General features: G+C 61.0%; 25 protein-coding genes (1 of these 25 running past the window's edge). 15 read left to right on the plus strand and 10 right to left on the minus strand.

Features of this window, described 5'->3' with window-relative positions; all coding sequences use genetic code 11:
* The 6 genes from PR018_RS13000 to PR018_RS13025 form a co-directional block, all read left to right on the plus strand.
* Nucleotides 1-200, plus strand: partial view of a hypothetical protein gene (locus tag PR018_RS13000; RefSeq protein WP_142831467.1) — the 3' portion only. 7 nt of this gene lie to the left of the window's left edge; 200 of the gene's 207 nt are visible here — the last part of the coding sequence; its start codon lies beyond the left edge, outside the window; the stop codon is at nt 198-200.
* Nucleotides 201-316: 116 nt separating this feature from the next.
* Nucleotides 317-1,135 carry a pseudouridine synthase gene (locus PR018_RS13005; protein WP_374113727.1) on the plus strand — a complete coding sequence of 273 codons (819 nt, stop codon included), beginning with the start codon at nt 317-319 and terminating at the stop codon, nt 1,133-1,135.
* Between the two features lie 6 nt (nt 1,136-1,141).
* Nucleotides 1,142-1,822 carry a phosphoribosyltransferase gene (locus PR018_RS13010; RefSeq protein WP_142831564.1) on the plus strand — a complete coding sequence of 227 codons (681 nt, stop codon included), beginning with the start codon at nt 1,142-1,144 and terminating at the stop codon, nt 1,820-1,822.
* Nucleotides 1,823-1,937: 115 nt separating this feature from the next.
* Nucleotides 1,938-2,891 carry a phosphoribosylaminoimidazolesuccinocarboxamide synthase gene (locus PR018_RS13015; RefSeq protein WP_142831469.1) on the plus strand — a complete coding sequence of 318 codons (954 nt, stop codon included), beginning with the start codon at nt 1,938-1,940 and terminating at the stop codon, nt 2,889-2,891.
* A 325-nt stretch (nt 2,892-3,216) separates the two neighbouring features.
* Nucleotides 3,217-4,650, plus strand: coding sequence for an efflux transporter outer membrane subunit (locus tag PR018_RS13020; protein ID WP_142831470.1), 1,434 nt, complete (start codon nt 3,217-3,219; stop codon nt 4,648-4,650).
* A 471-nt stretch (nt 4,651-5,121) separates the two neighbouring features.
* Nucleotides 5,122-6,105: an SH3 domain-containing protein gene (locus tag PR018_RS13025; RefSeq protein ID WP_142831471.1), complete on the plus strand. Its 984-nt coding sequence runs from the start codon at nt 5,122-5,124 to the stop codon at nt 6,103-6,105.
* A 76-nt stretch (nt 6,106-6,181) separates the two neighbouring features.
* Here the strand turns inward: PR018_RS13025 and PR018_RS13030 are convergent, their stop codons facing one another.
* The 5 genes from PR018_RS13030 to PR018_RS13050 all read right to left on the minus strand — a co-directional run bounded on the left by PR018_RS13030 (nt 6,182) and on the right by PR018_RS13050 (nt 8,058).
* Nucleotides 6,182-6,424 (minus strand): DUF982 domain-containing protein, encoded by a 243-nt coding sequence (locus PR018_RS13030; RefSeq protein WP_142831472.1) that lies wholly within the window; start codon nt 6,422-6,424, stop codon nt 6,182-6,184.
* A 173-nt stretch (nt 6,425-6,597) separates the two neighbouring features.
* Nucleotides 6,598-6,909 (minus strand): hypothetical protein, encoded by a 312-nt coding sequence (locus tag PR018_RS13035; protein ID WP_142831473.1) that lies wholly within the window; start codon nt 6,907-6,909, stop codon nt 6,598-6,600.
* Between the two features lie 230 nt (nt 6,910-7,139).
* Nucleotides 7,140-7,328, minus strand: a complete 189-nt coding sequence (locus tag PR018_RS13040) for a hypothetical protein (protein ID WP_142831474.1) — start codon at nt 7,326-7,328, stop codon at nt 7,140-7,142.
* Between the two features lie 133 nt (nt 7,329-7,461).
* Entirely contained in the window at nt 7,462-7,758 is a 297-nt protein-coding gene (locus PR018_RS13045; protein WP_142831475.1) for a hypothetical protein, read from the minus strand.
* Nucleotides 7,759-7,929: 171 nt separating this feature from the next.
* Nucleotides 7,930-8,058 carry a hypothetical protein gene (locus tag PR018_RS13050; protein ID WP_257623386.1) on the minus strand — a complete coding sequence of 43 codons (129 nt, stop codon included), beginning with the start codon at nt 8,056-8,058 and terminating at the stop codon, nt 7,930-7,932.
* A 346-nt stretch (nt 8,059-8,404) separates the two neighbouring features.
* Here PR018_RS13050 and PR018_RS13055 point away from each other — a divergent pair, with 346 nt between their 5' ends.
* The 5 genes from PR018_RS13055 to PR018_RS13075 all read left to right on the plus strand — a co-directional run bounded on the left by PR018_RS13055 (nt 8,405) and on the right by PR018_RS13075 (nt 16,042).
* Nucleotides 8,405-10,804, plus strand: a complete 2,400-nt coding sequence (locus PR018_RS13055; RefSeq protein ID WP_142831476.1) for a transglycosylase domain-containing protein — start codon at nt 8,405-8,407, stop codon at nt 10,802-10,804.
* A 294-nt stretch (nt 10,805-11,098) separates the two neighbouring features.
* The gene (dnaK, locus tag PR018_RS13060) at nt 11,099-13,021 is read left to right on the plus strand and encodes a molecular chaperone DnaK (RefSeq protein WP_142831477.1); all 1,923 of its coding nucleotides are present in this window, start codon (nt 11,099-11,101) and stop codon (nt 13,019-13,021) included.
* A gap of 90 nt (nt 13,022-13,111) precedes the next feature.
* On the plus strand, nt 13,112-14,251 hold the full coding sequence (gene dnaJ, locus PR018_RS13065) for a molecular chaperone DnaJ (protein ID WP_111220901.1): 1,140 nt from the start codon (nt 13,112-13,114) through the stop codon (nt 14,249-14,251).
* A 198-nt stretch (nt 14,252-14,449) separates the two neighbouring features.
* Nucleotides 14,450-15,691, plus strand: coding sequence for an SAM-dependent methyltransferase (locus PR018_RS13070; protein WP_142831478.1), 1,242 nt, complete (start codon nt 14,450-14,452; stop codon nt 15,689-15,691).
* A gap of 171 nt (nt 15,692-15,862) precedes the next feature.
* Nucleotides 15,863-16,042 carry a hypothetical protein gene (locus PR018_RS13075; RefSeq protein WP_142831479.1) on the plus strand — a complete coding sequence of 60 codons (180 nt, stop codon included), beginning with the start codon at nt 15,863-15,865 and terminating at the stop codon, nt 16,040-16,042.
* 74 nt (nt 16,043-16,116) lie between these two features.
* Here the strand turns inward: PR018_RS13075 and PR018_RS13080 are convergent, their stop codons facing one another.
* The 3 genes from PR018_RS13080 to PR018_RS13090 all read right to left on the minus strand — a co-directional run bounded on the left by PR018_RS13080 (nt 16,117) and on the right by PR018_RS13090 (nt 17,951).
* Nucleotides 16,117-16,392, minus strand: coding sequence for a metal/formaldehyde-sensitive transcriptional repressor (locus PR018_RS13080; protein ID WP_111220898.1), 276 nt, complete (start codon nt 16,390-16,392; stop codon nt 16,117-16,119).
* A gap of 30 nt (nt 16,393-16,422) precedes the next feature.
* The gene (dmeF, locus tag PR018_RS13085) at nt 16,423-17,391 is read right to left on the minus strand and encodes a CDF family Co(II)/Ni(II) efflux transporter DmeF (RefSeq protein ID WP_142831480.1); all 969 of its coding nucleotides are present in this window, start codon (nt 17,389-17,391) and stop codon (nt 16,423-16,425) included.
* Nucleotides 17,392-17,507: 116 nt separating this feature from the next.
* Nucleotides 17,508-17,951, minus strand: coding sequence for an SRPBCC family protein (locus PR018_RS13090; RefSeq protein ID WP_142831481.1), 444 nt, complete (start codon nt 17,949-17,951; stop codon nt 17,508-17,510).
* A gap of 184 nt (nt 17,952-18,135) precedes the next feature.
* Here PR018_RS13090 and recF point away from each other — a divergent pair, with 184 nt between their 5' ends.
* Genes recF through PR018_RS13105 form a run of 3 tightly spaced genes read left to right on the plus strand, consistent with a single transcriptional unit; the run spans nt 18,136 to nt 20,576 of the window.
* Nucleotides 18,136-19,260 carry a DNA replication/repair protein RecF gene (recF, locus tag PR018_RS13095; RefSeq protein ID WP_142831482.1) on the plus strand — a complete coding sequence of 375 codons (1,125 nt, stop codon included), beginning with the start codon at nt 18,136-18,138 and terminating at the stop codon, nt 19,258-19,260.
* A 45-nt stretch (nt 19,261-19,305) separates the two neighbouring features.
* A complete protein-coding gene (locus tag PR018_RS13100) occupies nt 19,306-20,091 on the plus strand; it encodes a molybdopterin-synthase adenylyltransferase MoeB (protein ID WP_142831483.1) in 786 nt (261 codons plus the stop codon).
* A complete protein-coding gene (locus PR018_RS13105; protein WP_142831484.1) occupies nt 20,088-20,576 on the plus strand; it encodes a GNAT family N-acetyltransferase in 489 nt (162 codons plus the stop codon). The genes PR018_RS13100 and PR018_RS13105 overlap by 4 nt, the downstream gene beginning before the upstream one ends.
* 55 nt (nt 20,577-20,631) lie before the next feature.
* On the opposite strand, the gene PR018_RS13110 is transcribed toward PR018_RS13105, so the two are convergent.
* Nucleotides 20,632-21,633, minus strand: coding sequence for a 2-hydroxyacid dehydrogenase (locus PR018_RS13110; protein ID WP_142831485.1), 1,002 nt, complete (start codon nt 21,631-21,633; stop codon nt 20,632-20,634).
* A gap of 185 nt (nt 21,634-21,818) precedes the next feature.
* On the opposite strand from PR018_RS13110, the gene PR018_RS13115 reads away from it, so the two are divergent.
* The gene (locus tag PR018_RS13115) at nt 21,819-22,358 is read left to right on the plus strand and encodes an SH3 domain-containing protein (RefSeq protein WP_142831486.1); all 540 of its coding nucleotides are present in this window, start codon (nt 21,819-21,821) and stop codon (nt 22,356-22,358) included.
* Here PR018_RS13115 and PR018_RS13120 read toward each other — a convergent pair.
* Nucleotides 22,351-23,343, minus strand: a complete 993-nt coding sequence (locus PR018_RS13120; RefSeq protein WP_142831487.1) for an adenosine kinase — start codon at nt 23,341-23,343, stop codon at nt 22,351-22,353. The two genes, PR018_RS13115 and PR018_RS13120, sit on opposite strands and share 8 nt — an antisense overlap.
* Nucleotides 23,344-23,557: the final 214 nt, after the last annotated feature.

Below are 23,557 nucleotides of genomic sequence, written 5' to 3' on the forward strand. Positions count from 1 at the left end.
CTGCCAGACCGGAAAGTATCGTCGAAGTCAGCGTCGTGAAGGCGGGCATCAGCCGGGCAGTCGGCATCATGAGCATGCGGCAGGCACTCGAACTTCCCGACATTCCGAACCTCATCTATTCCCACCCGGACCCGGCATTGGCCGCCGCCGGCGTAGAGGTAAGCCGCGAGGACCTCGAAGGCTTTCTCATTCATCACTGATGCGGACGGGATCCATGTGAGTGGTTGCTTCCCTGCCCCCGCCCGCCCGCACCGTTTGCATGTAACCGCCTGACATGCCAAACCGGCTGCAGAGATACCAAGTGCAGGACGGACCGGTGAGCCAAAGGCAATCTCCGCAACGACATGACCGTGGCGGCAAAAATCGCGAGACAACGGACGGCAAAAGGGTGACGCTACCCCGGGCACTTTCGAAGCTCGGCTATTGTTCGCGAACCCAGGCAGAAGCACTGATTTCCGAAGGCCGTGTCAGTGTCGACGGCGGCACCGTCACAGACACCGCCGCCTGGGTCGATCTCGACCACACACAGATTGCCGTCGATGGAATCGCCGTGGTGGCAGAGACGAAAGTCTATCTCATGCTCAACAAGCCGCGCGGCCTGGTGACCACGCGCCACGATCCCGAGGGCAGACCGACCGTCTATGATTGCCTGAAGACCTTCGACGTCCCGCATCTTTCACCGGTCGGCCGGCTCGACAAGGCCAGCGAAGGGCTGCTGCTCTTTACCAACGATACTGTGCTGGCACAGGCGCTGCTCGACCCCATCACCCATGTCGCAAAAACCTACCATGTGCAGATCGACCAGCAGATGGACGAAACGCGGCTGGCGAGGATGATCTCCGGCGTCACCTCGGACGGTGAATGGCTGACGGCGAGCTCGGCAACGGTGCTGCGCCATGGAGATCGCAATGCATGGATAGAGGTCGAACTGCGGCAGGGGCGCAACCGCCAGATCCGCCGGATGCTCGATGTTCTCGGCGTTGCCTGCCTGCGGCTGGTGCGCGTCAGTTTCGGGGATCTGCAACTCGGAGATCTTTCCAAGGGCAATGTGCGGGCGCTGACGGAGACGGAGGTCAGAGGGCTGAGGCAGGCAAGCGGCATGGAAAAGCGCAGCGAACCCGGCCGGAGACGCTAGACCATGATGCAGCCCGAAGACTTCTGGCAGCAGATCGATCCGCCCGGCCCCGAGATCGCCGGGCCTTTCCACGACAGCTACAGCGCCGCTTTCGATGGCGGCCGGATCAGCCTTCCGATCCGCGTGCTTGCCGACGGGCGCCACGCACTGGCCTCGTTGATCATCAATCAGGCAAGCTTTGCCGTGCAGGATGCGTTGGCAAGGGTGCTCGCCGAGCGGATTTCCGGCTTTGCCATCGATGTCGTCGTCGGCCTGCCGACCCTCGGACTGACGCTCGCCTCCGCCGTCGCCCGCCAACTCGGCCACAGCAGGTATGTCCCGCTCGGGACGTCGCGAAAATTCTGGTACCGCGACGAATTTTCGGTGGATATGTCTTCTATCACCACGTCTGATCGGAAGCGCCTGTTCATAGACCCTCGCCTTCTGCCGTTGATCGAAGGCAAGCGCGTGGCCCTGGTCGACGACGTCATCTCCAGCGGAACCTCGATCGCCGCCGGCCTCGAGCTGATGACCTTATGCGGCGTCGAACCGGTTGTGATTGGCGCGGCGATGCTGCAGTCGGAGCGCTGGCGGCAGCGTCTCGGCGCGCTCGATCGGAAATGGACAGAGCGGGTTGTCGGCGTCCTGGCGACGCCTCTCCTCGAGCCGGCAGACGGCGGCGGCTGGCAGCGGCCGGCCTCGTCCTGAGGCTGTCGTTCTGCCCGCAACGCAGCGATCGCGGTTGACATCGGCGACTGGCAATTTATGGATCGGCGGACAACGCGCATCCTGAAACCGGATGCCCAGCCGATTGGTGGTCCCCTTGCGCATCCTTTCAGAAGCCCATTTTCCTGAACTGCCGAACTATTATCGCGGCAAGGTGCGGGAAAACTACGACTTGCCCGACGGCAACCGCATCATCATCAGCACGGACCGGCTGAGTGCATTCGACCGTATCCTCACCTGCATTCCCTACAAAGGTCAGGTACTGACCGAGACAGCGCGCTACTGGTTCGAGGCGACCAAGGACATCTGCCCCAACCACGTTGTTGCCTATCCCGATCCGAACGTCGTCGTCGGCAAGCGGCTGGACATCCTCCCCGTCGAGATTGTTGTTCGCGGTTACTTGGCAGGCACCACGGGCACATCCATTCTGACGCTCTACAAGAAAGGCGAGCGAACCATGTATGGCACGACGCTGCCCGACGGCATGCGTGACAACCAGATCCTGCCGCAGCCGATCATCACACCCACCAGCAAGGAATTCGACGGCGGTCACGACGCGCCGCTGACGCCCACCGAAATTATCGAGGGCGGATTGCTGACCGAACTGCAGTGGAAGACGCTGTCAGAGTATGCCTTTGCGCTCTTTGCACGCGGCCAGCAGATGGCGCTGGAACGCGGTCTTATCCTGGTCGATACGAAATACGAGTTCGGGGTAGACGAGGCCGGCACCATCATTCTTGCCGACGAGATCCACACCCCGGACAGCAGCCGCTACTGGATTGCCGACAGCTATCAGGAAAGCTTCGAGAAGGGCAGCCGCCCGGCAAGCTTCGACAAGGACTTCGTCCGCAGCTGGGTCGCCGAGCGCTGCGACCCGTATCGGGACGAAATACCTCAAATTCCTCTGGAATTGGTGGAACAGACCTCAAAAGTCTACATCGCCGCCTACGAGGCAATAACGGCTACACGCTTTGTCCCCGACAATCGTGGCGAGAGCCCGCTGGCACGGGTTCGCGCAAGCTTGGCCAGCTATTTTCCGAAATCAGCATGAACGGTCTTGCAATTTTGCGACCGTTATTGTCCGAGCCAAATGGCAACGCGAGTCGACCCGAAACGGTCGCGGCGACCGACGGACAGGGTATGCTTTTTGCAACACTTGAAAAAATTCGTCCCTGCAAGACGCGGTTTCACACCTCTGTGTGATCAATCACGCCTCAGAATCTGGCAGAGGGGCTGTGATCTTGCAATCGCCGTTGCTAGATTGTCGCGACTTTCGACTACCCGTTTGCGGACCGTGAATGTGTACGATATTGACACGGAGTTATGAAAACTTCGTTAACGCACTGATAGTAATTAGAATTGTGGGAAATAAAGTGATGGTTTCCATTCGTACAGCTGCTCCTGCCCTGCTGCTTATCCTGGCAGGTTGCGTCAGCGGCCCAGATCATAAGCCGCCGGTGATGCCTCTTCCGGCGAAATTCTCGGAAGGCGGCACGAAGTCGAACGATGACGTTTCGAGCCGCAAGTGGTGGATGGACTACCATGACACCAAGCTCAACGGCCTCGTCAACATAGGCCTCGCCCAGAACGTTTCCATCCTGTCGTCGCTCGAAGCCACGGTCGCTTATGAAGGCGACGTCACGGTTGCCGGCGCAGGGGGTCTCCCCAGCTTGACAGGCACTGCGGCGCAGACGGTGAGCGGCCAGAAGGGCAAGCTCCGTACCGAGCAGGCGACGCAGCACACCAGCAGCGGCGAATTGACGGCCTCCTGGCTTCTCGACCTGTTCGGACAATATCGTCGTGCCCGCGAAGGCGCACTCGATACGCTCGATGCAGCCTATGCCACCGTCGATGTGACCCGTCTGGCCTATCTGCAGGATCTGGTGACCAGCTACATCACGGCCCGCTACTATCAGGCGCTGATCGGCGTCGCCAACGAGAACCTCAAGTCCCGCCGCGAAACGCTCGAACTGACGAAGTTCCAGCTGCAGGCCGGCGCCGCATCACGTCTGGACGTCGTTCAAGCCGAGGGCCTCGTCAACTCGTCGCTCGCGGAGCTGCCGCCGAACGAAATCGCCTTCCGCAAGCAGGTGCATCACATTGCTACCCTGCTGAACGTCCCTTCGGCCACCGTCATTGCCGAAATGCAGTCGTCGACCGGACAGCCTGTCTTCCGTGGCAATGTTACAACAGGCGTTCCGGCCGATCTCGTCCGCAACCGTCCCGATATCCGCAAGGCCGAACGTCAGCTGGCAGCAGCTACAGCCCAAATCGGCGTTGCCGAAGCGCAGCTCTATCCGAGCATTTCGCTGAGCGGTTCGATCTCGCCTTCCTACATCAAATCCGGCGGCACGAAGGGTGGCCTCACCACCTGGTCATTCGGCCCGACGCTCAACCTGCCGATCTTCGACGGCGGCCTGTTGCGCGCCAATGTCAAGATCGCCGAATCGAACGCCCGTGCAGCCTACCTCTCCTGGAAGTCCACGGTCTTGTCGGCTGTCGAGGATGTCGAGAACGCGCTTTCGGCCGTTACCCGCGATGCACAGACGATCTCGGCGCTCCGTGCGCAGGTCAAATCCTACCGCGAAGCGCTGCAGCTTTCGACTGCCAGCTACAAGGATGGCGCATCGTCGCTGCTCGACGTCATCACTGCGCAGCTTCAGGTCACATCCGCACAGGAAAGCCTTGCAGCTGCCGTGCAGACCAGTGCAGCCGACTATGTGTCGCTGAACGTTGCGATCGGTGCAGGCTATGTCCCAGCCAGCCCGGACAAGGTCACCCCGGTAACCCTGGCCTCGAAGAAGATGTAAGCTTCTACCAGGGCGTCGCCGCCTAACCCTTTTATACACATTGAACCCGCCGCAGCACCGCCTGCGGCGGTTTCGTTTTGGGGGAGGCAATTCAGGGGTTGGATTGTCGGGACAATATAGCGGGATACGACATGCACCAAAACGACAAAAAGGCCGGAACGATCCGGCCTTTCGTCACCTGCTTCGAAACAATGCCAGTACATCCGTGGTCAAAGCGAAAGCAGATTTGCACACAGTCTGGGCGCGATAGGTTAACAAAAGGTTAACGCTGTCCCGCCGCTGCCGCTAGGAGCGTTGCTCCCCGGGCTTTTTCGTCGCTATGTGGCTTCAGAATAAATGGTTTGGCAGGGGGCGCATTTCAAGATGGTAGTGCCATTCAGCGTTCAAGTTACGTTCATGCATCTATTCTTACAAGACGAGAGAAAGCAGCCCCTCGAATCATTGCTGCAAGACGTCCCACGGAGGAGACACATGAGGAAACTACTTCTGGCCACCGCAGCCCTGGGCAGCGTGTTGGCCTTGCCGGCGATCGCCGAGGCTGCCTCGGGCTTCTCGACGGCGAACGTCAACATGCGTTCCGGACCGAGTACTGCCTATCCGGCTGTCACGCTCATCCCGATCGGCGCTCCACTCAGGATAAACGGCTGCCTTGCAGACCTTCCCTGGTGCGACGTCTCGTTTGACGGCGGTCGCGGTTGGGTCGCAGGTCGTTACGTTCAGGCGGTATACCAGCAGCGGCGTATCTATGTCGGTCCGCAGTATTACCGTCCGCTCGGCATCCCGACAATCACCTTCGATCTCGACAACTACTGGGACCGCAACTATCGCGGCCGGGATTTCTACCGCGACCGTGATCGCTGGGCGCAGGGTCCGGACTGGCAGCGCAATGGCGGCCAGCCGATCTATCGCCGGCCACCACCGCCGCCGGTTTACGATCCGCAGGACGAAGACCAGGGTAACTGGCAGAGGCGCCACCAGCGCCAGCCGGACTACGGCGACAATTACCAGAGCGATGACAACCCGCCACCCCGCCACCGTCCGCGTTATGGCGACGGCGACGGCGACGCTGGTCAGCGCTATGGCGACCCCGACCAGGGCAACTTCGACGGCGACAACAACCAGCCGCCGCGCAGGCGCCAGCAGCAGGATCAGCAAGATCAGCAGCAACCCCAGCAGCAGCAACGGCCGCAGCGCGACCAGCCTCCCCAGGGCCAGCCGCCGCGTCAGCAGCCTCCACAGGCCCAGCCACAGCCGCCGCAGCCTCAGCCTCCGCAGCAGCCTGCTCCGCCGCCGCCGCGTGCTCAGCCCGAGGCCCCTCGTCCGCAACCACAGCCGCAGGCTCAGCAGCCGGGCAGGAGCGAGCCGCCGCGCGTCATTCGTCGTAATGATGGTCAGGTCATAGTGTGCCCGGACGCCGGCCCTGCCTGCAACGAGCCGCACTCGTCGCACAATTGAGCATTGAAGATGCAGGAGGTCTCTCTGAGTCCTCCTGTCCTACCTGACCCGCAGGGCGCGTCAGCTTGCGACCGTTTTAGTGAGTTGTCAGGTCTGCTTCGCGCGTTGCCGACATGAAGATCTCACGAGCTTCCTCGGCTGACCGCCGGCCTGCTATCGCAGCACGGCAGACGCTGCGCGCAGCCACATAAAGAGGCCCGCGCCGATCAGGCCACATGTCCATCAGGCAGTGCAACGCATCGGATGGACCACTGATCACCCGGGCGTCATCCTGGCTGAAACCCACCTCTACCGGATTGCTCCATTTAACGTGTCGCATGAGCCTGTCTCCTCCTGACCTATGCTTGAGCGTCATCCTCCTCGATGACGCGCAAATGACATTGTCCATTAGTCCCGATAAAAACACAACCGGTGAAATACGGGGGAGCCGGGCAGCAACGCTTGGTCATCCGAAGGACCAGATGGCAAAGATGTGCGGCTGAAATGCTGGCCTTAGAAATTGCCTCTTGCGCCATCGGCGGTCAGCATCTTGAAGTTGGTTCCATCTGTCAGGATCTTGGCGCAACCGGTGCTGCCATTTGGCGACCGGATGCAAATGCTACCGTTCGACACCTTGTAGCCCTTGCTGCTGCCTTCCTTGTAGGTGAAGCCGTTGGCATTTGTCTTGCCTGCAGCGTTAGGACCGAGGTGCTTGACGATTTCAGCTTTGGTTGCCGAACGAAGCTCGGCGGAATATGCCGGTGCTGAGAGGGCGCACAGGGACAAGGAACCTGCGACGAACAGGTTGGCAATTTTCACGATCATGGTGACATAGACCTCTTGGGGAGCAGGACGGTGCTGCAACGGCGGTAGTCCAAACAGGACGCCAACTCATGCCGAAAATACAGAGGGGCGTGAGATGTGCAATGCAGTTGTTGATTTTTGCAGTGCAACAATTGTTTCCGGGCCCTTGGGGCCAGCACGATTGCTGTCCAGACGTGGGTCGGGCGGCGCGTGCGCCGCCCGACGAATAGGCTAATTTTATCGATCGACAGTCAGATCGCGGCATCCGGCGTGGGCCGGATTGTTGCAGCGACGGGATCGTTCGGGTTCAGGTCGTCTTCCGGCTGGATAATCGGTGGCACGGCCGGCTTTTCCTGCGTCCGGTCGGGGATACCCGGCGTAAACGTAGGACCCCGTGGCGTCTCGGCGTCTGGCTGCGGAAGAGGATCGCGATTAAGCATGGATTTCTCCTTCATCAATTAGCGGCACCTGGACTAACGACACCGCCCGCCATTCGTTCCGCCTTGTATAAGGAATCTGGAATGAGCCTGCGCATAACGAGAAAAGAGCCCCGAAGGGCTCTTTTCAGACTTGTTACAGGCGGATGATGACGCCGTTGCGGCGATGATGGCGATGCCATTCGCGACGGTTGTGGTAGCCGCGATCACGACGCCACTCTCCGCGACCATGGCGGAATTCACGACGATCGTGACGCCAGCTCCGGCGCTCATGGCGATTGTGGCGCCAGCGTTCGTCGCGGACCTGCACCACGTCGGACGACTGTGTGATCTGGACTGGGGCCAGCGGAGCGGCAGCTACCGGAGCGGATACGGCAAACAGCGAACCTATCGCCATGGACGCAGTCAGAAACGCTGTGGCAAAAATCTTCATAATCGATCCCTCATTGAACAAAAAATATGCAGTCGCTTACCAAATGCGCGAGCAGCATTTGTGTTCCACAAGGAAGAGATGAAGTATCAGGTTTCGGAGATACGAATGCATGCACGGGTGGAAGCTATAAGGTACCGCAAAGATGTCTGCACCCTGCAGCGCCAGTGAAAACTACAAACCGATCCGCATCCCGACGACGAGAATGGGGAGTGCCGCGATCATGCAGGTTATTGCCAGAGCCGCAGCAAACTTGTGCAGTTGCGCCCGCCTCGCCTTACGCTCGTCCCACTCGATACTCATCGACCGCCCCCTCGGCTCCATAGAATGCAAATGAAACATCGAACATGCAGGAAGTCGAGTGGGGCCACGCTCAAAGATATTGACTCTCCGACACAGAACGGGAGCGTTCATTGCGCGGAGAGGTAGAGGCCCAAATGAAGAGAGGATTTCGGCTTGCCTATCAAATAGCACACATCCGACCACAAACTGTTGATCGGGATATGGAAAACCCGTGCCGCCTTTAACATCCCCTTAAATCGCCGCATTTAAAGTTCAACCGACAGCTGGGTCGTGGGGCACCTTTTTGCAGGGACTTTGCCTGTCGGCCCGCGTGCAGCATCATCACCGAAGGGTTGACCGGTCCGCAATGGCAGGAAAAGGCAGATCAGGTCAGCGCATCGAACCGTCCTTCGCCGGCAAGCCCGACCGCGATGACGACGAGCTGACGATCGACGCCGACGATCGCATAGTCGGTGGCTCTCCCGCTAAGGGCTCCGGCAAGGCGCGCGAAAAATATCCCAAGGGTCGAAAGACTGCCCGGAGCGGGCGTGGCGGAGTCCGCAACAGACCGCAGCGCCGCGAAGGCCTTGGCTTCATCGGCCTTATCCGTCGGCTTATATACTGGTGTCTGGTGCTCGCCTTGTGGGGCGGCATCGGCGTTGCCGGCATCGTCCTCTACTATGGGTCGCGCATGCCGAGCGCCAGCACGTGGCAGATTCCGGCCCGCCCGCCCAACGTCAAGATAAACGCCATGGACGGGACGTCGCTCGCCAACCGCGGCGCCACCGGCGGCGAAGCCCTTGCCCTCGAGGACATGTCGCCCTTCATCCCCGAGGCCATCGTCGCCATCGAGGACCGGCGGTTCTATTCGCATTTCGGCGTCGACCCCATCGGCCTTGCCCGCGCGTTCACGACCAACCTGTTGACCGGCCACACGGTCCAGGGTGGGTCGACCCTCACGCAGCAACTCGCCAAGAACCTATTCCTGTCGCCCGACCGGACGATGGAGCGCAAGGTCCAGGAGGTGTTGCTCGCCCTCTGGCTGGAGCACACCTACACCAAGGACCAGATCCTTGCGATGTACCTCAACCGCGTGTTCTTCGGCTCGAATGCCTTTGGCGTCGAGGCCGCCTCGCGGCGCTATTTCAATAAATCTGCCCGTGATGTGAACCTTGGCGAAGCCGCGATGCTGGCCGGCCTCGTCAAGGCGCCCTCGAAACTGTCGCCGATCCGCGATCCAGCAGCAGCCCATGCTCGCCAGCAAGTCGTGCTGCAAGCGATGCGCGACCAGGGCTATGTCACGGACGCCGATATCAAGACGGCACTGGCAGCCCCTCCGACCCGGGCCAAGAGTTTCTGGAACGGCGCCCAGAATTATGCGGCCGACATGGTGATGGACCAGCTGCCGGGCCTGATCGGCCCGATCAAGGAAGATGTCGTCGTCGAGACCACGATCGACATGGCGATGGAGGCCAAGGCCGAGCAGGCGCTGGGCGATGTGCTCGATCACGATGGCAAGAAGCTCGATGCCTCGCAGGCAGCGTTGATCTCTGTGGAAGGAACAGGCGCTATCCGCGCCATGGTCGGCGGTCGCGACTATGCTGAAAGCCAGTACAACCGAGCCGTCACCGCCAAGCGCCAGCCGGGGTCGGCCTTCAAGCCATTCGTATACGCTGCGGCGATGGAAATGGGCCTGACGCCGACATCCGTGCGCAATGATGCGCCCATCAAGATCGGCAACTGGACGCCGGAAAACTACGAGCAGAAATATTCCGGCGTCGTGACGCTGGCGACTGCCCTCGCCCATTCTCTCAACACCATCGCAGCGCAGCTGGTGATGGAGGTCGGCCCGCCGAACGTGATCAAGCTCGCCCATCGCCTCGGCATCGATTCAGAACTGCAGGACAATGCCTCGATCGCGCTTGGAACATCCGAAGTGTCGCTGCTGGAGCTGACATCGTCCTACGCCGCCTTCATGAACGGTGGTTACAAGGCCACGCCGCACGTCATCACCAAGGTGACGTCTGCCTCCGGCAAGGTGCTTTATACCGCGAACTTCAGCGATCCGCCCCGCGTCCTCAGCCCGAGCGTCGTTACCAACATGAACTACATGATGGAAGGCGTCATGGCATCGGGCACCGGCAAGGCGGCCCGGATTCCAGGCTGGCAGACGGCCGGCAAGTCCGGCACGACGCAATCCTTCCGCGACGCGCTGTTCGTAGGCTTCACCAACGACTTTACGACAGGCGTCTGGTTTGGCAACGACGACGGCAAGTCGATGAAAAAGGTCACCGGCGGCAGCCTGCCGGCAAAGGCGTGGAAGGAATTCATGATCGCAGCCCACAAGGGCCTGACGCCAGCACCGCTGTTCGGCGGCGGCCAGGTGATCGACGGCAGCATGCCGATGGCGCAGTCCGGCGGCGATGCCGGCGACCAGTCTACGATCTCGGGCATCATCTCCGGGGTGCTCGGCGGCCCCACAACCGGCAACATTCCTCCGAAGACGCCAGCGAATTCTCCAGCCGGCACCTATCCTCCGGCGCCGGTCAATCCGGCAGTGTCGGCAAGACCCGCTGCTGTGCCCCAGCAGGCACCGGCTGCTATCGCCAACAACGACGAGCCTGTCGACATGCCGCCGGTCGGACCCGGCGCGGACAGCAACCCCTATGCCTCGCAAAGCCCGACACCGCCTGCCGATATCGGCGAATCGCCGTCCGATGCGCGACCTCGCCGAACCACGTTGCTCGACTATCTCATGGGCCGATAACACCCCTTGACGTTTGATTTGACCGTTGCCACTTGCAGGATGGACTAAGGGCTGGTCTGATGCGGGTTCACGCCTCTTTCCAGGGTTGCAGTCAGAAGCTGCAACACCTTGAAATAAAGCATGGGCTTTGCCGGATTCCGCTTCATTTCCTGCCTTGCAGTCCGCAAAATCGCTACTTATATAGCCGACATCACCGCAGCTAAGACTGCGCAAACCGCAAGACTATCCCGTAAGGGGCTGTCCCAGAAATGCCTGACAGGGGTTTCGACAGTCTGCTTCAATGGAGAGAATGACATGGCAAAAGTAATTGGTATCGACCTTGGAACGACGAATTCCTGCGTATCCGTCATGGACGGGAAGGACGCCAAGGTCATCGAGAACGCAGAAGGCGCGCGTACGACCCCATCGATGGTGGCTTTCTCCGAAGACGGCGAACGCCTCGTCGGTCAGCCGGCCAAGCGCCAGGCGGTGACCAACCCAACGAACACACTCTTCGCTGTCAAGCGCCTGATCGGCCGCCGCTTCGAAGATCCGACTGTTGGCAAGGACAAGGACCTCGTCCCTTTCAATATCGTCAAGGGCGATAATGGCGACGCATGGGTCGAAGCCAACGGCAAGGGCTATTCCCCTGCACAGATTTCCGCGATGATCCTTCAGAAGATGAAGGAAACGGCTGAAGCCTATCTCGGCGAGAAGGTCACCCAGGCCGTCATCACCGTACCAGCCTACTTCAACGACGCGCAGCGTCAGGCCACCAAGGATGCAGGCCGCATCGCCGGTCTCGAAGTGCTGCGCATCATCAACGAGCCGACGGCAGCAGCACTTGCCTACGGTCTCGACAAGAAGGAAGGCAAGACCATTGCCGTCTACGACTTGGGTGGTGGTACCTTCGATATCTCGATCCTCGAAATCGGTGATGGCGTCTTCGAAGTGAAGTCGACCAACGGCGACACCTTCCTCGGCGGCGAAGACTTCGACATGCGCCTGGTTGAATATCTGGCAGCCGAGTTCAAGAAGGACAACGGCATCGACCTGAAGGGCGACAAGCTTGCACTGCAGCGCCTGAAGGAAGCCGCTGAAAAAGCCAAGATCGAGTTGTCGTCGTCGCAGCAGACTGAAATCAACCTGCCCTTCATCACCGCCGACGCAACCGGCCCGAAGCACCTGACGCTGAAGCTGACCCGCGCCAAACTTGAAAGCCTGGTCGACGATCTGGTCCAGCGTACAGTTGCGCCATGCAAGGCAGCCCTTAAGGATGCCGGCGTAACCGCAGCCGAGATCGACGAAGTCGTTCTGGTCGGCGGCATGAGCCGCATGCCGAAGGTTCAGGAAATCGTCAAGCAGCTGTTCGGCAAGGAGCCTCACAAGGGCGTCAACCCAGACGAAGTCGTTGCCATGGGCGCGGCCATCCAGGGCGGCGTTCTGCAGGGCGACGTCAAGGACGTCCTGCTGCTCGACGTGACGCCGCTGTCGCTCGGCATCGAAACTCTCGGCGGCGTGTTCACGCGCCTCATCGAGCGTAACACGACTATCCCGACGAAGAAGAGCCAGACCTTCTCGACCGCAGACGACAACCAGTCGGCCGTGACGATCCGCGTTTCCCAGGGCGAACGCGAAATGGCGCAGGACAACAAGCTGCTCGGCCAGTTCGACCTCGTCGGCCTGCCGCCAGCTCCGCGCGGCGTCCCGCAGATCGAAGTCACCTTCGATATCGACGCCAACGGCATCGTCCAGGTTTCGGCCAAGGACAAGGGCACCGGCAAGGAACAGCAGATCCGCATCCAGGCCTCGGGCGGTCTGTCCGACGCCGAGATCGAGAAGATGGTCAAGGACGCCGAAGCCAACGCCGAGACCGACAAGAAGCGTCGTGACGGCGTAGAAGCCAAGAACCAGGCCGAAAGCCTGATCCACTCCAGCGAGAAGTCGCTGAAGGACTTTGGCGACAAGGTTTCGGAAGCCGACCGCACGGCGATTGCCGACGCGATTGCGGCGCTGAAGAGTGCAACCGAAGCCTCCGAGCCGGACGCCGAGGACATCAAGGCGAAGACCCAGACTTTGATGGAAGCGTCCATGAAGCTCGGCCAGGCGATCTACGAAGCTCAGCAGGGTGGCGATGAGGCCGCAGCAGCAGCCGATGCCGCTAGGCACTCTGCCGCTGACGACCACGTCGTCGACGCCGACTACGAGGAAATCAAGGACGACAAGAAGTCCGCATAAGTCACAAGCGCAAGCCGAAACGGTTTTGCGGAAACTTAAGTCCGGCTGCCTTTTGGCAGCCGGAAATCCATTTCCGGGGTCTAATCCTGCATGGCTAAAGCAGACTATTACGAAATTCTCGGTGTCTCGCGCTCTGCGGACGACAAAGAGCTCAAATCTGCGTTTCGCAAATTGGCAATGGTGCATCACCCCGACAAGAACCCGGGTGATCACGAAGCCGAGCGCAAGTTCAAGGAATTGAACGAAGCCTACGAGATGCTGAAGGACCCGCAGAAGCGGGCAGCCTATGATCGATACGGCCACGCGGCCTTTGAACATGGCGGCATGGGCAATGCTGGCGGCGGCATGGGCGGCGGCGGCGGTTTCTCCGATATCTTCGAAGACATCTTCGGCGAAATGATGGGTGGCGGGCGCCAGCGCCAGCGCTCGTCCGGCGGACGCGAACGCGGGGCCGATCTTCGCTACAACATGGAAATCTCGCTTGAGGAAGCCTTTGCCGGCAAGACCGCGCAGATCCGTGTTCCGACCTCCATTACCTGCGACGTCTGTTCGGGCTCGGGCGCCAAGCCCGGCACCCAGCCAAAAACCTGCTCGACCTGCCAGGGATCCGGTCGCGTGCGCGCAGCCCAGGGCTTCTTCTCGATCGAACGTACCTGCCCGACCTGCCACGGGCGCGGCCAGATCATTCCCGACCCCTGCACCAAGTGCCAGGGCCAGGGTCGCGTTACCGAAGAGCGCTCGCTGTCGGTCAACATTCCGGCCGGTATCGAGGACGGCACCCGCATCCGCCTGCAGGGCGAAGGGGAAGCCGGCACCCGTGGCGGCCCGGCCGGCGACCTCTACATGTTCCTGTCGGTCAAGCCGCACGAATTCTTCCAGCGCGACGGGGCTGACCTCTATTGCGCCGTGCCGATTTCCATGACGACCGCAGCACTCGGCGGCACGATCGACGTTGCGACCCTCGATGGTACCAAGTCGCGGGTCACCGTTCCAGAGGGCACGCAGGCCGGCAAGCAATTCCGGCTTAAGGCCAAGGGCATGCCCGTTCTTCGCTCGGCCCAGGTGGGCGACCTCTACATCCAGGTGCAGATCGAAACTCCGCAGAAGCTCACCAAGCGTCAGCGCGAGCTGCTGCAGGAATTCGAACAGATCTCTTCACAGGATAACAATCCCGAATCGACAGGCTTCTTCGCCCGCATGAAGGATTTCTTCGACACCCTCAGCGAGTAGGCATCTCGGCCGGATTTTGAGACTTGAAGCCGGTTGCGGAAACGCAGCCGGCTTTGTTCGTTGAGCTGAAGATGCATTGCGGGCGACAGGTTGGTTTTGCGTCACAATACCTCTCGCCTTTTTCGTCAACCCAATGATAGGATATACTAATTGAGCCCGGCAACTCAGCCGAGGCGGTGATTTGACGAGAGAAACTGCATGTTTCCGCTTTCGCATATGATGAAGGCTTTCATTCGCAAGGGCCGGCTGACGGTCATCGACGCAGACGGCAAGCGCCACGTATTTTCCGGCACCGAAGGCCCCCACGTCACGATGAGGCTGACGGACAGAAAACTCTACAGGACACTGGTCTTTAATGCCGAGCTGGCTGCCGGCGAGGCCTATATGGACGGTACCATGCGCTTCGAGGAAGGATCGACATTGCGCGACTTCCTCACGCTGTTCTCGATCAACCGCCTGTCGCTGGGCTCCTATCCGATCCAGAAGGTGCTGCGTGCTATCAAGATGAGGTTCCGCAAGCGCCAGCAGTCGAACAGGAAGGGCCAGGCGCAACAGAACGTCGCCCACCACTACGATATCGGAAACGAGTTTTACAAACTCTTCCTCGACGAAAACATGCTCTATTCCTGCGCCTATTTCCGCGAGCCTGGCGAAACGCTGGAGCAGGCGCAGCGCAACAAGCTCAGGCTGCTGGCCAGCAAGCTCGGTCTGAAACCAGGCATGAAAGTCCTCGATATCGGCTGCGGCTGGGGCGATCTGGCGCTTTATCTCGCCAAGCTGGAAGACATCGAGGTTCTCGGCGTCACCCTTTCCCGCGAACAGCAGGCACTTGCCACCGAGCGGGCACGCAAGGCAGGCCTTGGCGACCGCGTCACGTTCGAGCTTCGCGACTACCGCGATGTCATCGGGTCTTTCGATCGCATCGTCTCGGTCGGCATGTTCGAGCACGTCGGCGTCCATCATTACGACGAGTTCTTTGCCAAGCTGAATTCGCTGATGCCGGATGACGGTGTCGCCGTGCTGCACTCCATCGGCCATATGAGCCCACCCGGCATGGCCAGCGCCTGGCTGCGCAAATACATCTTCCCCGGCGCCTATTCGCCGGCGCTGTCGGAAGTGTTCGAGGTCGTCGAGCGCAACAGCCTGTGGGTGACCGACCTCGAATTCCTGCGCGTGCATTACGCGACGACGCTGCAGCATTGGGCATCCCGCTTCGAGACCAACCGCGACAAGGTGGTGGCCCTCTATGACGAGCGTTTCGCCCGGATGTGGGAATTCTATCTGATCAGCGCCGAGATGATGTTCCGCACGGGAAGCCAGCTCGTGTTTCACATGCAGCTATCCCGCTCCCGCGATGCCGCCCCGATCGTCCGCGACTATATCACCGACCAGCAGCGAGCCTACATCGAGAAGGAGAAGACGCTCGATATGACCGTTTAGGCGCTCTCCTGCGAGTTTCGGCCGGGCGAGGTGCATGTCCACGCTGCCAGTCGGCTGAGGCAGTTCCCGGACGGAAACATTCCGGCCACGATTTCACCACCGTAATGTCAATTGGCTGACACCCGGTTGTAATGCTCCCCGTTTATCTCTTCGGCAAACGAGGAGATCGCCATGCACGCCACCGAATTGACCATGTCCGAGATGTTGAGAGACCCGATGATCCGCCTGATGCTGCGCGCCGACCGCGTGCCGCTGGGCGACTTCGCGAAGCTCCTGGAAGACGCGGCGAGCGCCCGGACAAAGGGCCGGCAGGAAGACGCTCAATCCTCGCGGTCACCGCTTGCGCATTGAGGTCTGCAGGAGGGTGACGCGGCCGGCAGAATGACGGCAAGTATCGGGGGGAGAAAGCCCCTCACCTCGCGTTGCTATTTCAGATAGGTGCGCACGACATCGATGAGTTCCGCCGCGCCTTCCTCGCGCTCCGCTTGGCGGAGGTCCGCTGCCGCAAGATGCATGCGGATGTGATCTTCCATCACCTCGCCCATCAGACCATTGATCGCACCGCGCACGCCCGCGATCAGCTGCATCACCTCTTCGCAGCCCTTTTCGTCCTCCAGCATCCGTTCGACGCCTTCCATCTGGCCGCGGATACGCCGAACCCGGTTGATGAGTTTCTGCTTTTCACGGATCGTATGGCTCATCTGGATGCCCTCCCGGCAGCGCTCCGGTGCTCAGGCCGCACGGGCTTCGACCTCAACCGTCACATGCGAAAGATCGTGGATCGCAGCCAGTTTTTCACGGTAGTAAGACGGCGCGTGCGGGTGATCGGCGACGATCGAAACGATGGCGCCGTGGTGGCCGGGCCCGAGCTGCCAGACGTGTAGATCGAGGATCTCCACCCCCTCGCGGGTCATGATGTCCTTGATCTCCTCCGGCAGGTCCTCGTCATCGCTCTGGTAATCGAGCAGAACACGTCCGCTGTCGCGAACAAGCACCCAGGACCAGCGCGCAATAACGATACCGCCGACGATGCCGATGGCCGGGTCGAGCCAGAGCCAGCCATAAATGCTGCCAAGCACGAGCGCGCCTATCGCCAGAACGGATGTCAGCGCATCCGCCAGCACATGGACATAGGCGGCGCGCAGGTTCTGGTCCTTGCCCCCATGTCCGTGATGATCGTCGTGATGTGCGCCATGATCATGGGCATGGTGGCGACCATGGGCATGATGGTGATCGTCCCTAAGAAGCCACGCGCAGACGATATTGACGAGCAGGCCGACCACGGCAACGAAGATCGCCTCCTGGAAGTTGATGGAAACCGGCGATCGCAGCCGCAAGAAACTTTCCCACGCAATCATCAACGCAATCAGCGCCAGCACAACCGCGCTGGCAAAGCCTGCGAGGTCGCCGAGCTTGCCGGTGCCGAAGGAAAACCGCCGGTTATTGGCGTGCCTGCGGGCGTAAAGGTAGGCCAGCGCGGCGATCAGCATGGCTGCAGCATGCGTGGACATATGCCAGCCATCCGCCACCAGCGCCATCGAGCCGAACATATTCCCGGCAACGATCTCGATCACCATCATCGATGCCGTGATGGCAATGACGAGCCAGGTGCGACGCTCGTTGCGAGCATGGTTTTCACCGAGAAACAAATGGTCATGGGCAGCGCCCAACGTGCGGCAGTGATCGTGCGACAGGGTCATGTTGGAAAATTCCTGATTGGTAGAATAGGGGGGTACCCTATTTGGCGCGTGGCCGCAAGGTTGAGCCGAGGCCTCTGTCGTGGCCCGATGCCTTACATCCCTTGAGACCTCAATCACTAATCGGCGATATCGGGTTCAACGAGCTTTGCCAGATTACGAAGGGATTCCTGCCAGCCGAGATAGCACATCTCGACCGGAATGACGTCGGGAATGCCTGCCTGAACGATCACCAGTTCGGTGCCGACGGACACAGTCTTCAAGACGACAGTGACCTCCATCTCGCCGGGCCGGCTTGGATCTTCGAAACTGTCCGTGTAACGAAGCCGCTGATTTTCAACCAGTTCTCTGTATTCGCCACCGAAGCTGATGCTTTTGCCGCTTGAGAAATTGCGAAAGGATAGCCTGAAGCTACCGCCAACGCGCGGCTCAAGGTGATGCACCGTGCAAGCAAAGCCATTGGGCGGGAGCCACTTTGCCAGCGCGTCCGCTTCGAGAAAGGCGCGATAGACTTTGTCCGGGCTGGTCGCCAGCACACGGTGCAGATTTACACTATTCGGCATGATCATCCCCCCTCAGGCCTGCTAGATTGCCATCATAGACGCGAATATTCGATTGCCAACATCCCTTCTTGGATAACTCCCCTTCCCACCAAAACGCCTGTCCCACGACAAGCTTCCCCGCCATACCTTGCCATTCCGCACTGATCGGCATAGCTCTCACCGGACACACGAATCCCGGATCCCGATGCCGCATAAGGTCTCTCTCTCGCGCCTGAAACTGACCGACTTCCGCAACTATGCGGCAGCGGCGCTGGATCTGGACGGGCGGCACGTCGTGCTGACCGGCAATAACGGGGCCGGCAAGACGAACCTGATGGAAGCAGTATCGCTGCTGTCGCCGGGCCGCGGCCTCAGGCGCGCCTCCTATGGGGATATCACCCGGGTCGGGGCGGCCAATGGCTTCTCCATCTTTGCGGAAATTGAGGGTATGGACGGCGGTGTCGAGATCGGCACCGGCGTCGATACCACGGACGAGACAGCAGTCCGCCGCCTGCGTATCAACGGCACCACGGCCAGAACCGTCGACGAATTGACCGACCACCTGCGCGTCGCCTGGCTGACGCCTGCCATGGATGGACTTTTTACCGGCGGCTCCTCCGATCGCCGGCGTTTTCTCGACCGGCTGGTCCTGTCGCTCGATCCGGCACATGGCCGCAGGGCCACCGATTTCGAGCGCGCCATGCGCAGCCGCAACCGCCTGCTCTCCGAAGGTCGTTTCGACCCTGCCTGGCTTTCCGGCATCGAGCAGCAGATGGCAAGCCTCGGGATTGCGATGGCGATTGCCCGCGAGGAGATGCTCGGACTGCTGTCGGGCCTGATCGACGCCAGCCGCGAGGCGACCCCCTTTCCCTCGGCCTCCCTCACCCTCTCCGGTTTTCTCGATGGCGGGCTTGATGGCCCCGCCGTCGATCTCGAGGACCGCTATGCCGACATGCTGCGCGACAGCCGCTGCCGCGACGCCGGCGCAGGACGAACATTGGATGGGCCGCACCGCGCCGACCTCAAGGTTCGCCATCTCGAAAAAGACATGGACGCCGGGCGCTGCTCGACCGGTGAACAGAAGGCTCTGCTGGTCGGTCTCGTGCTGGCGCATGCCCGACTGGTCGGCAATTTGACAGGCCACGCGCCCGTGTTGCTGCTCGACGAGATTGCCGCCCATCTCGATGAAAACCGCCGGGCGGCGCTGTTCGACCTGATCGACGGTCTCGGCGGCCAGGCCTTCATGACCGGCACCGACCGGGGCATGTTTTCGGCGCTCGGTGAGCGCGCCCAGTTCCTGGGCGTCGATCACGGTGCCGTCCAGCCATGACGCACCGCTTTTGCGCGAGCCGGATGCGAATGATAGGATGATGACATGGAACCCTTGAACCCCGATGAAATCGAGCGCTACCGCCGCCATATCCTGCTGCCCGAGATCGGCGGCGCCGGCCAGCAGAAGCTGAAGGCAGCCCGTATCCTGGTCATCGGCGCCGGTGGCCTCGGGGCGCCGGTGCTGCAATATCTGGCCGCCGCCGGCATCGGCACGCTCGGCATCGCCGACGACGACCGCGTATCGCTGTCGAACCTGCAGCGCCAGGTGATCCACGACACCGGTACCATCGGCGAACTGAAGACGCAAAGTGCCGCTGACGCCATCGCGCGGCTGAACCCCCATATCCGCACCATCCGCTTCGAGGAGCGGTTTGCAGCCGAGACGGCAATGCGGCAACTCGCCGGCTTCGACCTCGTGGTCGACGGCTCCGACAATTTCGATACCCGCTATGCGGCTGCTGACGCCGCACATACCGCCGGCAAGCCGCTCGTTTCCGGTGCCGTCGGCCGCTTCGACGGATCGCTGACCGTGTTGAAGCCCTATGAAACCGGCCCTGACGGCCGTCTCAACCCGACCTACCGCGATTTGTTTCCAGCCCCGCCACCGGAGGGCCTGATCCCCTCCTGCGCCGAGGCCGGCATCATAGGCGCGCTCACCGGCGTCATCGGCACGCTGATGGCGACGGAAGCCATCAAGCTCGTTACTGGCATCGGAGAACCGCTGATCGGCCGGCTGCTGCTCTACGACGCGCTTGCTGCAAGGTTCGACACCATCCGTTATGCAAGGCGCACCAAGCCGGCTAAGGTGGGTGGCACCGCTGGATCATGAGCGGCCTGGAACTGCACCGACTGGACGAAGACTTTACCGGTTGGGACGCCTTGCTGACGCTCATCCAGATCTCATTTGCCGGCATGGAAGGCCGCATCGACCCACCCTCGTCGGCAAAAGCCCTGACAGCCCAGTCATTGCGACAAAAGGCCGGAGCCGAAATCAGTTTTATAGCCATGCAGGAGAAGATCTTAGCCGGCTGTATATTTTGTCGATTGGAACCCGATTGCCTCTACATAGGCAAGCTGGCGGTTCTGCCGACACTGCAGGGCCGAGGTATAGGTCGAAGGCTCATCGAGGCTGCGGAACAGCTCGAGCGGCGCAAAAAACTTCCGGCGCTGCGGCTCGAAACACGTATCGAACTCGTCGAAAATCACGCAACATTTGCCGCCTTGGGTTTTTGCAAGACCGCCGAAAACGCCCATCCCGGCTTCGACCGGACCACCTCGATCGAAATGCGGAAGTCCTTGCTGCCGGCAGGTTAGCCATCGCTAAAGACGAGCGCTTGCCCGCGGATCCTCGGGCCTGACCCGAGGAAACTCAGCGCCCCGGCAACACCCGGTTGGGTGGCCTGTGGCTATCCATGAAGGCGCGGATGTTGATGATCACTTTGTCGCCCATCTCGATGCGGCCCTCGATGGTGGCAGAGCTCATATGCGGCAGGAGCACGACCTTGCCTTCGTTGGCGAGCTTGATCAGCTTCGGGTTGACGGCCGGCTCGTTGGAGAAGACGTCGAGGCCGGCGCCGGCGATCTTGCCGTCGCGCAGGATGTTGATCAGGGCCGGCTCGTCGATGATGTCGCCCCGCGCGGTGTTGACGATGAAGGCGGTTGGTTGCAGCAGCGCCAGCCGTCTTGCCGAGATCAGATGATAGGTGCCTGGTGTCGAGGGGCAGTTGATCGAGATGATATCGACGCGGGCGAGCATCTGGTCGAGGCTGTCCCAGTAGGTCGCCTCCAGCTCGTCCTCGGTCTCCGGGCTGACTTTGCTGCGGTTGTGATAGTGGATCGAAAGGCCGAAGGCCTTGGCACGGCGAGCGACGGCGGTGCCGATGCGGCCCATGCCGACGATGCCGATACGCTTGCCGGAAAGCCTGCGGCCGAGCATCCACGTCGGCGACCAGCCGGCCCATTCGCCGGGCTTGTCAGTCAGCACCCGCGCGCCCTCGGCCAATCGCCGCGGCACGGCGAGGATAAGCGCCATCGTCATGTCGGCAGTATCTTCGGTCAGCACGCCCGGCGTGTTGGTTACGGTGATACCTTTTCGCGCCGCAGCGTCCACGTCGATGTGATCGGTGCCGTTCGAGAAGCCGGCAATAAGTTTCAGCTGCGGGCCCGCCTGTTCGATAAGGGCCGCATCGATCCTGTCGGTCACCGTCGGTACGAGCACATCGGCCGTCTGCATCGCCGCAACCAGTTCGCTGGCGGTGCGCGGCCTGTCGTCTATGTTGAGCTCGGCGTCGAACAACTCGCGCATCCGCGTCTCGACCGCGTCGGGCAGTTTGCGCGTCAGATAGACTTTTGGTTTTTTCTTCGTTGTCATGACGCCCTGCGATGCCTTGTTCAGAGGTCCTTAACCAAGACCAGACATAATTTTAACGTTGCGGGCAGTTCTACCAGACCCGCAGTCGAAGACAAACAGAAGTCGCTTTCGGCGTCCACGCATTTGCGGATGGCCGGAACGAAGCGCGCCCGGGCAGCGCGCCACGACAATCGAACGGAATTCTGATGCGGAGCACCATGTTCAAATCCTGTACGGCATTGGCACTCGGCCTGATGATGGTGGCCGGCTCGATCCAGATTGCCAACGCTCAGGCAGCCAAGGGTGCCAGCGGCTTGCCGCTGCCACGCTTCGTGACGCTGAAATCGAAGCGCGTCAACCTGCGCATTGGCCCGAGCAGCGATTACGCGGTCTCATGGCTCTATACCCGCGCAGGCCTGCCAGTCGAAATCATCCAGGAATACGACAACTGGCGCCAGGTACGGGATGCCGACGGCACGGAGGGCTGGGTCAACCAGTCGCTGCTGTCAGGCTCGCGCGCCGCGATCGCCGCCCCGTGGATGAAGGGCAAAGGCAAGGAAGTCTACGTCAACATGCGCCGGGATCCGCAGCCGTCGAGTTCCGTCATTGCCAAGCTCGAGCCCGGCGTCGTCCTCGATGTGCGCGAATGCAACGGCACCTGGTGCAAGACGACGACCGATGGAACCGAGGGCTGGGTGGCGCAATCGGAAATCTGGGGCGCCTATCCCGGAGAGGCCTTCAAATAAGCCCGGCTTCCTTGGCCAGCTTCGACAGAGACTTGTCAGGCCGGGGGCCGATCTGCTGGATCACAGTACCTGCCGCCAGGCAGCCAAGTTTGCCGCAATCGCGGAGTTCCCGTCCCTGCGTGTAGCCGTAGAGGAAGCCGGAGGCGAACAGATCGCCAGCCCCTGTCGTGTCGACAAGCTCGTCCAGCTCGATGGCGTCGACTTCGTAGCGCTCGCTGCCGCGCAGGATGACAGCCCCGTCTTCGCTCATTGTCACAGCGGCAATCTTGCAATCGCGGGCGATCAGCGTCAGCGCTTCCTCGAAATCCTCTGTCTCGTAGAGGCTGAGTGCTTCCTGACGGTTGGCAAAAACGATATCGACGGTGCCAGAGCGCATCAGCTCGAGAAATTCGTCCCGGTAACGGCCGACGCAGAAGCTGTCGGAGAGGGTCATCGACACCTCGCGGCCGTTTTCATGGGCAATACGGGCGCATTCGCGGATCGCATCCTTGGCGCGCGGCGGATCCCAGAGATAGCCCTCGAAATAAATGACCTTGGAATCGGCAACGACATCGGCTTCGACGTCCTCGGGTCCGAGCTCGACGCAGGCACCGAGATAGGTGTTCATCGATCGCTCGCCGTCCTCGGTGACGAAAATCATCGAGCGGGCCGTGGGCGGCAACGTCTCTTTCGGCGCGGTCTCATAGTGGACGCCGAGCGCGCGAATATCGTGGGTAAAGATTTCGCCGAGCTGGTCCTTGGCTACCTTGCCGAAATAGGCAGCCTTGCCGCCGAAATTGGCAATGCCTGCCGCCGTGTTGCCGGCGCTGCCGCCAGAGGCTTCGATGGCCGGTCCCATGCGGGAATAGAGCAATTCGGCACGCTCGGCGTCGATCAGGTTCATCGCGGCCTTGGTGATGGCGTTGTCGATCAGGAACTGGTCGTCGCACCGGGCAATAATATCGACGATGGCATTGCCAACGGTGAGTACATCGAAACGTGTCATCAAAATGGAACCCCGGTCACTGTCTTCGCCGGTGTCCGGTCATATCGGGTTTTGAAAAGTTTGGAAGGCGGAATCGCCACCGCCCGCCCAAGAAATGCCAACTGGTCACAGAGCCGTCACTTTCGCCGTGTAATTAACCATCAGGCGAGAGGCATGGACGGTCGACAGATCGTTAGAGCCTTTATCGCTTGGGGTGTGACCCCTGGCTTCCATT

This window comes from Rhizobium rhododendri (assembly GCF_007000325.2).
Lineage (GTDB): Bacteria > Pseudomonadota > Alphaproteobacteria > Rhizobiales > Rhizobiaceae > Rhizobium > Rhizobium rhododendri.